Raw genomic sequence first — 12,705 nt, forward strand, 5'->3', positions numbered from 1 at the left:
GGCGATCGTCTTTCTCTTGGCAGAATACTGGAGGCCCCTGGGCTTTGACCGCAGTATCGCCGTCAATCTGTTTTTCGTCGCCCTGATCTGCTTTGGAATTCTGGGAATCTTTGAGGTCTTCAGAAAATATTATTCCAGAATCCTGACCTGGGCACTGGCCAACAGGATTCTGTTTTTGATGATTCCGGTAACGGTTCTCACCCTGGGTACCGGGATTATGTTCACTACGGGAAAGGAGTTCATGCCATCCCTCAATGAAGGCACCTTTCTGCTGATGCCTACCTCCCTCCCGCATGCCGGGGCCGAGGAGAACAAAAGGGTTTTGCAGCAGCTCGATATGGCCGTTGCCTCTATCCCCGAGATCGAAACCGTGGTCGGTAAGGCCGGTCGTGCTGAATCTGCCCTGGATCCCGCCCCCCTGTCCATGTATGAGAATGTGATACAGTACAAACCGGAATACATGCGCAACGCCGAGGGAAAACCCCAGCGCTACAAGGTAGATGAGGATGGGTTGTACGAATTGAAAAACGGGAATTTGGTCTGGAATGCCAACCTTGTCCCGGAGATGCCCGACGTAGATGCTGCAAGACTTCAGGAGAGGGCTACCCGTGAGGAACTGATCCCGGACGAAGGGGGTGAGTATTACCGCAACTGGAGACCGGAAATCAATAATCCGGATGACATCTGGAATGAGATTATTGAGGTTACTCGCCTGCCGGGGGTGACCTCTGCCCCAAAACTCCAGCCCATAGAGACCCGCCTGGTCATGTTGCAGACCGGGATGAGGGCTCCCATGGGGATCAAGGTGAAAGGACAGGATCTGGCCGAGATCGAACAATTTGGTCTTCAGCTGGAGTCCCGGTTGAAACAGGTGGAGGGGGTAAAGGCCGAAGCGGTTTTCGCAGACAGGATCGTGGGGAAACCCTACTTGCTGATCGATATCAAGCGCGATCAACTTGCCCGTTATGGGATCACGGTGATGGATGTTCAGGAGATCCTGCAGGTAGCTGTTGGGGGGATGCCCCTGACGCGCACTGTAGAAGGGAGGGAACGCTATGCCATTCGCGTGCGCTATCCCAGGGAATTGCGCGACAGCCCTGAGGATCTCAAAAAGATCTATGTTCCCACAGAGAAAGGAAGCCCTGTTCCCCTGGGCGATCTCGTGGATATCAGATATGAGAAAGGTCCGCAGGAAATCAAGAGTGAGGACAGTTTCCTGATAGGCTATGTGTTGTTCGATAAACGGGATGGATATGCCGAAGTAGATGTGGTAGAGAACGCACAAGCCTTTCTCCGGGAGAAGATCGAAGACGGGGAACTGCTGGTTCCTGAAGGGATCAGCTACAGGTTCACAGGCACCTATGAAAATCAATTGAGAGCTGAGAAAACCTTATCTGTGGTCGTCCCCCTCTGTCTGATCATCATTTTCCTGATCCTGTACTTCCAATTCAAATCGGTCTCTACCTCCCTTATGGTCTTTACCGGCATAGCCGTAGCCTTTGCCGGAGGGTTTATCATGATTTGGCTCTACGGGCAGGGGTGGTTCCTGAATTTTGACGTGTTTGGGCACAATGTGAGGGAGCTGTTTAACATGAAGACGATCAACCTCAGTGTGGCTGTTTGGGTGGGATTCATTGCCCTTTTTGGTATTGCGACCGATGACGGGGTGGTGATGGCCACTTACCTAACCCAGGCCTTCGATAGGGAAACCCCTTCCGATCTTCATGGGATACGGCGCTCCACCCTGGAGGCAGCCGAAAAGCGTATACGGCCTTGTTTGATGACCACGGTCACAACAATCCTGGCCCTTTTGCCCGTAATGACCTCCACAGGGAAAGGAAGCGATATCATGATTCCTATGGCTATTCCTATCTTCGGCGGGATGGTCATCGATATAACCTCTTATTTCATAGTGCCTGTACTGTACAGCTGGAGAAAGGAATTCAAATTAAAACGACTGAACCCATGAAAAGGCTGAGATATCTAATCCTTCCATTGATTTTAGGGGCGATGTCCTCGGCGAGAGCACAGGACCTGCAGTCCTATATCCTGGAAGCGGAAGTAAATAACCCTCAGATCCAGGCATTTGAATTGCAATACAACATCGCCAGGGAGAAAATGAATGAGGTGAATTCCTTGCCAAATACATCTTTTGGCATCGGGTATTTTGCAAGCGAACCGGAAACGCGTACCGGGGCACAAAGGGCGAGGTTTTCAGTAAGCCAGATGCTCCCGTGGTTCGGGACCATCTCTGCAAGGGAGAATTATGCCAGCTCCCTGGCTGAGGCCGATTATATGGAGATCGCTATCGTGAAACGGGAATTAGCACTTGCCGTGACCAGGTCCTATTACGAACTGTACGCCATCCGTGCGACTCAGGAAGTACTCGATTCAAACATCGAATTGTTGAATACCTATGAGGAACTGGCCCTCAGGTCTGTTGAGGTAGGACAGGCTTCTGCTGTGGACGTGCTCAGGTTGCAGATCCGCAAAAATGAACTCCGGCAGCAGAAAAGGGTATTGCAATCGGCAGAACAGGCAGAACAGGCGCATTTTAATACGTTGAGGAACCAGAAGGAAAGCCTTGCCGTAGAAGTGGTCACGGACCTGTCCCTGCCTGAACAGGACCCGGTACTTTCGGATGACCGACTCGAATTAAACCCGCAACTGCTGAAATATGACCGTTTGTATGAATCTGTGGTACAATCAGAGGCCCTCAACCAAAAGGAGCGTGCCCCTGATCTGGGTATCGGACTGGATTATGTCCCGGTATCCGAACGGAAAGATCTCGAACTTCCCGATACCGGGAAGGACGTGGTGATGCCCATGGTGTCTTTCTCCCTTCCTATCTTCAACAATCGGTACAAATCGGTCTCGGTTCAGAACGAATTGAAGAAACAGGAAATCGAGTTTCAGAAACAGGATCGCCTCAACACCCTGAAATCGGCCCTGGCACGCGCTCAATCGGCCAGGGACCAGGCGAGGATATCCCACGACACCCAGGAAAAGAATATCAAACAGGCGAGGGATGCCGAAGCCATCCTCTCAAAGAGCTATGAAACGGGTACGATCGATTTCAGGGACATCCTCGATCTGCAGGAATTACAGTTAAAATTCCAGATGGATAAGATCGCATCTGCCAAAGCATATTACATTCAAAGTTCAATCATTCATTATCTAATACAGTAATCATGAAAAAAATAGGAATTATACTGACTGCATTCATCACAATTACCCTTTCCTGTAAGGATAAAAAGGAGTCGAACACCGAGAACAAAACGGCTTCAGAGGTACAGCCTGCCGGCGCAGGGGCAGATGCCTCTTTCTCTTCTACAAGTACAGGTGCAGCCTACCTGGCCTACCAGGAATTGAGGAAGGCTCTTGTTGTATCCGATGCGGCAGCCGCGCAAAAAGCTGCGGACAGGCTCAGCCAAGCTCTTGAAGACGAACAGAGTGAAGCAGTGTCAATCACCACGTCCATGGCCGCCACAAGTGATCTGGAAGAGATCAGAAACCTCTTTTCCGATCTCACAGCCTCCCTGGATCCCCTCTTCAGGGAAGCCCTGGCGGAGGGAGAGATCTACCAGCAATTCTGTCCTATGGCTTTTGAAGGGAAAGGCGGATACTGGTTGTCCGACAAAGAAGAGATCAGGAATCCTTACTACGGGGACAAAATGCTGACCTGTGGGAAGGTGACCGAGGTCATAACCCAATAATGGATGGAACACCTGTATCACATTCACGGAATGACCTGCCAGGGGTGCAGGAAACATGTGGAGGAACTACTCTCCGGGGTGGAGGGGGTGTCTTCTGTTTCCGTGGACCTGGAAAAAGGGGAGGCCAGGGTATCCATGTCTTCCCACATCGCTCTTGGACGGTTTGAGGAAGTGCTGGAAAAGGACGGCGGCAGATACAGCATACACAAGGAGAAGCAAGCGGTTGAGGATAAAGCGAAGATGAAGAAGGAAAACCGGGGGATGGGAACCGGCACATTCTACTGCCCTATGCACTGCGAAGGGGAGAAGACCTATGATGCCCCCGGGGATTGCCCTGTTTGTGGGATGGACCTTGTGGAAGAACAGCAGTTATCCGCCTCCTCAGAGGAGTGGACCTGCCCTATGCATCCCGAGGTGGTGAAGGATGAACCCGGCAGCTGCCCGATCTGCGGGATGGAACTGGTACCTAAGGAACCGGATCTTTCCGCTGAGGAGAAAAGTTACAGGGCGCTGCGCAGGAAACTTTGGTGGGCGGTCACCTTTACCTTGCCTATTTTCCTGATCGCCATGAGCGAGATGTTGCCCGAAAACCCCCTCTACGACCTCATGCACCAGAAATACTGGAACGCTGTGCAATTCATCCTTTCCCTTCCCGTGGTCTTTTACGCCACCTGGATGTTTTTTGAACGGGCGTATCGCAGTATCAGCACCTGGAAGCTCAACATGTTCACCCTGATCGGCATAGGTGCGGGTGTGGCCTGGATTTTCAGTGTCTTGGCGATGCTGTTTCCGGATTTCTTTCCTGCGCAATTCAAGACTGAATCCGGCACAGTTCACATGTATTTTGAAGCTGCCACCGTGATCCTGACCCTGGTACTGATGGGGCAGGTATTGGAAGCCAGGGCCCACAGCAAGACCAATACGGCCGTGAAGGAACTCCTGAAACTCGCTCCCAACAAGGCGATCAAGATGGTGGACGGGAAAGAGGTTGAAGTGCGCATAGAAGATATTGAGATCGGGGATATCCTAAAGGTAAAACCCGGGGAAAAGATCCCTGTTGACGGGCAAATCACCCAGGGTGGGAGTTCAGTGGATGAATCCATGATCACGGGAGAACCCATTCCCGCAGACAAGGGAGAAGGGGACAGGGTCAGCAGCGGAACCATCAACGGGAACCAGTCCTTTTTGATGAAGGCTGAAAAGGTGGGTAGTGACACCCTTCTTGCCCAGATCATCACCATGGTCAACCAGGCGAGCAGGAGCAGGGCCCCCATCCAAAACCTGGCGGACAAAGTCTCGGCGTATTTCGTGCCCATCGTGGTTATTGTTGCGGTCATCACCTTTGGAATATGGGCCCTGTGGGGACCGGAACCCGCCTATGTCTACGCCCTGGTCAATGCCATCGCAGTGCTGATCATTGCCTGTCCCTGTGCCCTGGGGCTGGCGACACCCATGTCTGTCATGGTGGGCGTAGGCAAAGGCGCGCAGAACGGGGTACTGATCAAGAATGCAGAGGCCCTGGAAAAAATGAACCAGGTGGACACCCTGGTAGTGGATAAGACCGGGACGATCACGGAAGGAAAGCCCACAGTTGATACGGTTGGTTCCTTTGATAAGGCGTATAGCGAAGATCAGATCCTCTCCTGGATCGTATCCCTGAACAGAAACAGTGAACACCCGTTGGCCGAGGCCACTGTCATTTACGGTGAGGAGAAGGGGGTTACCTCCGGGGAAGTCGAGAATTTCAATGCTGTTACGGGTAAAGGAGTGGAAGGCAGCGTGAATGGCAAACAACTGGCACTCGGTAACCGCAAGATGATGGAATACGCCCAAGCCTCCCTGTCTGACCGCATGCAGGAAAAAGCCGGTGAATTTCAAAATGCCGGCAAGACCGTCTCCTACCTGGCCGCCGATGGAAAAGTGATCGGGTTTGTGGCTTTAGGCGACAAGGTAAAGGCCAGCAGTGTAATAGCCATACGGGAATTGAAGGGGATGGGCATTCAGGTGATCATGCTGACCGGTGATAACGAACGAACCGCCAGGGCTGTGGCCGGGGAACTCGACCTGTCGGATTTCAGGGCAGGGATGTTGCCGGAGGATAAGCTGAAGGAATTGGAACGCCTGCAGGCAGAAGGCAGGACAGTGGCTATGGCAGGAGACGGGATCAATGATGCTCCCGCCCTGGCCAGGAGTGATGTGGGTATCGCTATGGGCACAGGGACCGATGTCGCCATTGAAAGTGCTGCGATCACCCTGGTGAAAGGAGACTTGGGAGGGATCGTGAAAGCCCGGAATCTGAGTCGGTCCGTAATGAGGAACATCCGGCAGAATTTATTCTTTGCCCTGATCTATAACACCTTAGGTGTCCCTGTTGCCGCAGGGGTCTTGTATCCTTACCTGGGCATACTGTTGTCGCCCATGATCGCGGCTGCCGCTATGAGTTTCAGTTCTGTTTCCGTAATCGCCAATGCCTTAAGGCTGAGGTCCACACAACTCGATTGACCATGAGAACATCGCGTAAGACCATTAGAAAATTTAGAAAAGTTCACCGGTATCTCGGGGTCTTCCTGGGGATCCAGTTCCTGATGTGGACCCTGAGCGGGATCTATTTCAGCTGGACCGACATAGATGAGATCCACGGGGATCACTTTAAAAGGGAAACCCCTGTGGAAACCCCTTTCGAAAATCTGATCAACCCAATATCGGAACCTCATCTGAACGGGATCACTTCCCTGGAGCTCAGGGATATCGGGGGCAAACCCTTTTACTGGATCAACGACAGTTACCTCCTGGATGCCCGTAATGGCTTAAAGAGAAGTGGAATCACGGAAGAGGAGGCCCTTCGCATAGCGGAAGCCAATATGCTACCCGAGTTGGAAGTGAAGTCCGTGGAACGGATTGAATCTGCCGGCAACCACCATGAATACCGGGAAAAGCCCCTGCCGGCCTATGTGATCTCATACAATACGCCTAAGGAGGTAAAGGCCTATGTATCCGTCAGGGACGGGGCGTTCCAGACGGTCAGGTACCGCAACTGGCGGTGGTTCGATTTCCTCTGGATGACCCATACCATGGATTACCAGGGACGTGACGATTTCAATACGACGCTTTTGCGTGGCTTCTCTTTACTGGGACTGATCACTGTCCTGAGTGGTTTCGCCCTTTTTTATCTGACCTCATCTACCATTAAAAATTTTAAACTTAAAAAGTAACCCGATGAAAAAGACTATCATCTACATAAGTGCTGCGATCCTGGTCGGTTTTGCTGCCGGATATCTGATCTTCAGTGATCGTTCCGGCGATCACACAATGCAGGAGCACGATCATGCGAAAGAGCAGGCCGAGGTCTGGACCTGTTCCATGCACCCCCAGATAAGGCAACCGGAACCCGGCCAATGTCCTATTTGCGGTATGGACCTGATCCCTTCAGGGACGGAAGGTTCAGGGGTGGGCATCAATGAGATCAAAATGACAAAGAACGCCATGGCACTGGCCGATATCCAAACCATGGTTGTCCGGGGTGAGGGTGAAAACGGTGCATCAGAGATCGTCCTTTCAGGTAAGATCAAAATGAATGAGGAGGCGACGGCCATACAGGCCAGTTATTTCGATGGGCGGATCGAAAAACTCTATATCGATTTCACAGGTCAGCAGGTGAGGAAAGGCCAGTTACTGGCCACGCTTTATTCCCCTAACCTGGTGGCAGCCCAGCAGGAACTGATTACGGCTTCTTCCCTCAAGGAGACACAGCCTGCCCTGTATTCGGCGGTGCGAAATAAATTGAAGCTATGGAAGCTCAATGAGCAGCAGATCAATGCCATAGAGACCTCAGGGGCGGTGAAGGAGGATTTTCCGATCTATGCTACGGTTTCCGGTACCGTATCTGAGAAATTGGCCTCCGAAGGAGACTATGTAAAGCAGGGACAGCCTATCCTGAAAGTCAGTAATTTGGCTACGGTCTGGGCCGACTTCGATGCATACGAGAGTCAGGTTGCCAATTTCAGGACAGGACAGGAGATCAGGGTAGTCTCTGCCGCATATCCTTCGAAGGAGATCCCAGCCACCATCTCCTTCATTGATCCGGTCTTAGATGCCAAAACAAGGACGGTAACCGTGAGGGCCCTTTTGAACAATTCAGACGGAACCCTCAAACCGGGGATGTTTGTGAAAGGAAAGGTTAAAGGGACTACCACTGAGTGGGAAGGCAAGGTGGAGATCCCGGCTACTGCAGTCCTTTGGACAGGCGAAAGGTCGCTGGTGTACATAAAGACAGATCCCTTTGAACCTGTTTTTGAGATGAGGGAGGTTGTTCTGGGTAACAGGATGGGAGCGATATATCCTGTCGTTTCAGGACTGGAAAAAGGAGAAGAGATCGTTGTCAACGGGACCTTCACTGTGGATGCGGCTGCTCAGTTACAGGGTAAAAGATCTATGATGAATACCACAGGAGGTAAGAGTGCTGCAGGTCATGATCACGGTGCCATGAACAGGCCAGTGAGCGGTGGTTTTCGATTGCTTACTGAGGAATCCCAGTCAGAGGCAAACAGGCTTCTCACCTCCTATATGGAGCTCAAGGACGCCCTTGTGAATTCTGATCAGGCGAAGGTTAGGGAATATTCCGAGAAAGCTTTGAAAGATCTTATCACCCTGAAGAACAAATCCGGAAAGGAATCACAGCCCTTTTATGAAAGCCTGCAAAAGAACCTGGATGGGATGATCAAAAGTCCCGACCTGAAAACACAGCGCGACACATTCGTGATTCTCTCCGAACAGATGATCACGGTCGCTTTGGAGATAAAGGAGAAGGCCCAGGATCTTTTTGTCCAGTACTGCCCCATGGCCAATCAGGACAGGGGAGCCCAATGGCTGAGCTGGGAGAGGGAGATCCGCAATCCCTACTACGGGGATGCCATGCTGACCTGTGGGGAGGTAAGGAGAAAACTCTGAAGCATCGATATTTTATCCTGTATTTTTGAGATCCCGGAAGACTTTTCCGGTTCAGTGACCAAATGGAATAAAAGAGCATATGAAGATCATCACCTGGAATGTGAACGGAATACGGGCTATCGTCAAGAAGAATTTCTTCGAATCCCTGGAGCAATTAGATGCCGATGTGGTCTGCCTTCAGGAGACCAAAGCTACAGGGGAAGAGGTGGAGAAGGCCCTGAAAAAACTCAAAGGCCTACAAATCTATACGAACGAAGCAGAACAAAAAGGGTATTCCGGTACCGCTATTCTCAGCAAATCGGACCCTATGGAGACCTCCCCCGACATGGGAGTAGAAGAGCACGACAGGGAAGGTCGCATCCTCTGTGCCGAATACCCCGATTTTTACCTCATCAATGTGTATGTCCCCAATTCGGGTCAGCAGTTGGACAGGCTCGATTACCGCAAACAGTGGGACGCAGACTTCCTTGCCTACATCAAAGAGAAGGAAAAGACCAAACCTGTGATCGTATGCGGCGATTTCAATGTAGCCCACCGGCCGATCGACCTGAAAAACGACAAATCAAATTACAACAAGACCGCGGGTTACACCCAGGTGGAGATCGACGGAATGGATGCCTTTACGGATTCTGGACTGGTGGATGTGTACAGATATAAACATCCGGATACGGTGGCCTACACCTACTGGAGCTATCGCTTTAAGGCCAGGGAACGGAATGTGGGCTGGCGAATCGACTATTTTCTGGTCAGCGAATCCCTCCTGCAAAAGGTCAAAAAAGTAGAGATCCTCGGGGACCATATGGGATCCGACCATTGCCCTGTACTCCTGGAGATGGATGCTGAGCAATAAAAGCGATGTCAAAAGCAACATCGACCAGATTCGGTGAAATTTACTACTTTAATGCAAATTGAGTAGTTATGAAAGATCGCAGAGCCTTCCTTAAAGACCTGGGGGTAGCAGCCCTGGCTACCCACTTGCCCCTGACCCATCTGAATGCCGGTATGACGGCAGATTCCAATAAGGAAATCGGTGTCGGACTTATAGGAGTACGCGGCATGGGCTGGGTCAATCTCTCCTCTCTTATGAAAAACCCAAATGCCCGCTGCGTGGCACTCTGCGATGTGGATGCGACCCTCCTGGAGAATCGCGCCAAAGAAGCCGAGATGTGGGGCGGAAAGAGACCCCGAACTTACGGGGACCACAGGGAATTTCTTAAGAATAAGGCTCTGGATGCGGTCATCATCGGCACACCGGACCACTGGCACTGCATACAGATGACGGATGCCTGCGCGGCAGGGAAGGATGTATACGTAGAAAAGCCCATTGCCAACAGTATTGAGGAGGCCAATTTAATGGTAGAAGCAGCCAGGAAATACGGGCGCGTAGTACAGGTAGGCCAGTGGCAGCGCAGCGATCCGCACTGGATCAGCGCCCTGGAGTATCTAAAGACAGGTCAGCTGGGCAGGATCCGGCAGGTGAAGGCCTGGGCTACTGTGAACTACGGTAAGGGCTTTGAAGTTTTGCCGGACGGCGAACCTCCGGAGGGGGTCGACTACGATCGCTGGTTGGGTCCGGCTCCTGCTCGACCATTCAACAGGAATCGTTTCCATGGTTCCTTCCGGTATTTCTGGGATTATGCGGGCGGACTCATGACGGACTGGGGAGTGCACATGCTGGACATGGTCCTGGCCGGAATGGAAGTAAGCAACCCGAATTCAGTTATGGCCATGGGAGGAAAATTAGCCTTTCCGGATAATGCTGCGGAGACTCCCGATACCCTGACAACAGTCTACGATTTCGGGGATTTCAGCCTGGTCTGGGAGCAGTTTATCGCTATGGGGACTTCGCCCTACCTGGCAGAATCGGGAGAGCCCGGGGTGGCGTTTATCGGAGAGAACGGGATCCTGGCCGTCAACAGGGTGAGCTGGAAAGTGATACCCTTTCAGGAAGAGGGCCGTTACCTCCTTGACCCTGTGCCGCCCCGACGAAGTTCTGTAAACCCTATCGACCTGCACACCAAAAACTTCTTAGATTGTATCCGCTCCCGCAAAGATCCCAACTGTACGATCGAAATGGGCAGGGATGCCGCTCTGGTGGCCCACTTGGGGAATATCGCCTACCGGACAGGGGAGAAACTGAGGTGGGATGAGCGCAGAGGTACGATCTCCAATTCTGAAAAGGCTTCGGCCTATCTGACACCCTCCTACAGACTTCCCTGGCAGCTTTGGAAAGGATAAGCATCTCATTGCAGGCCCTGCCATCACGTGATTATTCTTGACTTCCGGATTCCCGGGAGATACTCCTTTTCCGACAGAAGAGGAATCCTCCGAACATGACAAAAATCATTGGAATAGATATTTATAGTACGGAACTTAAGGATCAACCCTAAAACGAGAAGTGATGGCACTTGATTTCAACAAATACGCAAAGGAAGGCAACACCTTCTTGAAGGAGTATGCCAGGGAAATGAATCTCGGTAAGGATACTGAGAAGGCAGGAAGGATTTTTTCAGCGATCATGCATGCTTTGAGGGACATTATCACTCCTCAGGAATCGCTACAGCTCGTGGCGCAGATGCCTATGTTCATGAAGGCCGCCTATGTGAATGGCTGGACCTTGAAAAAGGAAAAACCAAAGGTCAAGCACATGGAGGAATTCGTGGAACTCGTCCGTAAACACGACGGGGTGGCGGCAGTCAATGATTTCGGCTATGAGGATGATCTGGCAGAACGCTACATCGACATTACTTTCATTTACCTCAGAAAGTATATTTCACTGGGTGAAATGGAAGATATCAGAGATGGGCTTCCCAAGAATCTCAAAAGTATGATCTATACGAATCTGATGTTCTAGGATGGACAGAGCACTCCATGACTGCTTCAGCGATCGGACTATTGATGTAGGAACTTCATCAGTGAACCGAATAAAAATATTATGGGATAGATGATAAATGTCATAGGAATTCAATGAGGTGCATTGTACTTTCAACGTTGAATATTGAACGGATTGTTTAACCTAAATTTCAGGATCATGTCACTTGTTAGATTTAAAAATCGGACTCGCCCCTTTACAGATCTGATTACCTCCGATTTCTTCGACATGGAAGATTTCTTCGATAATCGTTTTTGGAATAAAGGGTTAGTCAACGAAAATTTCTGGAATGGCAGAAAAGGAGAACCTGCTTTGAACATCAAAGAGGACAAAGACCATTTCGAAATTGAACTGGCCGCTCCGGGCTTTAGTAAAAAAGATTTTGAAGTATCTATCGAAAACGGCTACCTGACCATCAGGGCCGAAAAGAAAGATACTGACGAAATCAAAGAAGAGAATTATACAAGGAAAGAGTTTTCCTATAATTCCTTCATGAGAACTTTGTTGTTACCCGAAAATGTTTTGGAAGATGAAATCAAAGCCAAATACAACGAGGGTATCCTGCGCTTCAAACTGATGAAAAAGGAAGAAGCCAAAAAAGCAAAACCTAAAATGGTGGAAATTGCATGACACATCCCACCCATTAAGGTAGCCCTCCTGCAATTGATGATTGCTTCCGTATAAAAAGCCCTGCAGGAGGGCTTTTTTTATTCTAAAATCGTGCGATAAGGTCATTTTTACTCCTTGGAATTCCGGGGTAATACCTCTTCCGGGAAGGGGAACAGGATGGTGGAATTCTTCTCCGCAGCGATATTGGACAGGGTCTGATACAGGCGAAGTTTGATGGCGGAGGGTGACTGATCGATCTTTTTCCCTGCTTGCAGCAACATGTCTGCTGCCTGTTCTTCGGCCTGGGCCAGTATGATCCGGGCACGCCTGGAGCGTTCCGCCTCGGCCTGGTTGGCCATCATCCTCCTCATATTCTCCGGGAGCTGGATATCCTTAATCTTCACATCGATGATCTCTATACCCCATTCACCGGTCTCGGCCTCTACTATGGTCTTGATGTTCTTCCCCATCTCCTCCCGTTTGGACAAAATGGTATCCAGTTCTACCTTTCCGCAGACGTCCCTCAGGGCTGCCTGAGAAAGCTGGGTGATGGCAAAGGAA

The 12,705-nt window shown here is 50.8% G+C and carries 11 protein-coding genes; 10 read left to right on the forward strand and 1 reads right to left on the reverse strand.

Annotation, left to right across the window (positions count from 1 at the left end):
• From ABYP73_RS06170 to ABYP73_RS06215, 10 genes are all read left to right on the forward strand, one after another.
• On the forward strand, positions 1–1,969 hold a 1,969-nt coding region (locus ABYP73_RS06170), incomplete at its 5' end, for an efflux RND transporter permease subunit (protein WP_372973762.1).
• Positions 1,966–3,189 carry a TolC family protein gene (locus ABYP73_RS06175; RefSeq protein WP_372973763.1) on the forward strand — a complete coding sequence of 408 codons (1,224 nt, stop codon included), beginning with the start codon at positions 1,966–1,968 and terminating at the stop codon, positions 3,187–3,189. The genes ABYP73_RS06170 and ABYP73_RS06175, both read left to right, overlap by 4 nt.
• A 2-nt stretch (positions 3,190–3,191) precedes the next feature.
• A complete protein-coding gene (locus tag ABYP73_RS06180; protein WP_372973764.1) occupies positions 3,192–3,716 on the forward strand; it encodes a DUF3347 domain-containing protein in 525 nt (174 codons plus the stop codon).
• A gap of 3 nt (positions 3,717–3,719) precedes the next feature.
• Complete coding sequence (locus ABYP73_RS06185; protein ID WP_372973765.1) at positions 3,720–6,218, forward strand: heavy metal translocating P-type ATPase; 2,499 nt, start codon at positions 3,720–3,722, stop codon at positions 6,216–6,218.
• 2 nt (positions 6,219–6,220) lie between these two features.
• Entirely contained in the window at positions 6,221–6,928 is a 708-nt protein-coding gene (locus ABYP73_RS06190) for a hypothetical protein (protein WP_372945486.1), read from the forward strand.
• Between the two features lie 4 nt (positions 6,929–6,932).
• Positions 6,933–8,663, forward strand: a complete 1,731-nt coding sequence (locus ABYP73_RS06195; RefSeq protein WP_372945487.1) for an efflux RND transporter periplasmic adaptor subunit — start codon at positions 6,933–6,935, stop codon at positions 8,661–8,663.
• Between the two features lie 79 nt (positions 8,664–8,742).
• Positions 8,743–9,513 (forward strand): exodeoxyribonuclease III, encoded by a 771-nt coding sequence (locus tag ABYP73_RS06200; protein WP_372973766.1) that lies wholly within the window; start codon positions 8,743–8,745, stop codon positions 9,511–9,513.
• Positions 9,514–9,581: 68 nt separating this feature from the next.
• Positions 9,582–10,901, forward strand: a complete 1,320-nt coding sequence (locus tag ABYP73_RS06205; protein WP_372973767.1) for a Gfo/Idh/MocA family protein — start codon at positions 9,582–9,584, stop codon at positions 10,899–10,901.
• 163 nt (positions 10,902–11,064) lie between these two features.
• The gene (locus ABYP73_RS06210) at positions 11,065–11,517 is read left to right on the forward strand and encodes a DUF2267 domain-containing protein (protein ID WP_372945490.1); all 453 of its coding nucleotides are present in this window, start codon (positions 11,065–11,067) and stop codon (positions 11,515–11,517) included.
• Between the two features lie 177 nt (positions 11,518–11,694).
• Positions 11,695–12,165 (forward strand): Hsp20/alpha crystallin family protein, encoded by a 471-nt coding sequence (locus ABYP73_RS06215; RefSeq protein WP_372945491.1) that lies wholly within the window; start codon positions 11,695–11,697, stop codon positions 12,163–12,165.
• 107 nt (positions 12,166–12,272) lie between these two features.
• Here ABYP73_RS06215 and ABYP73_RS06220 read toward each other — a convergent pair.
• A partial coding sequence (locus ABYP73_RS06220; protein WP_372973768.1) for an SPFH domain-containing protein occupies positions 12,273–12,705 on the reverse strand: 433 nt, incomplete at its 5' end.

The organism is Muriicola sp., assembly GCF_041567615.1.
In the GTDB taxonomy this organism is placed as follows: Bacteria; Bacteroidota; Bacteroidia; order Flavobacteriales; family Flavobacteriaceae; genus Muriicola.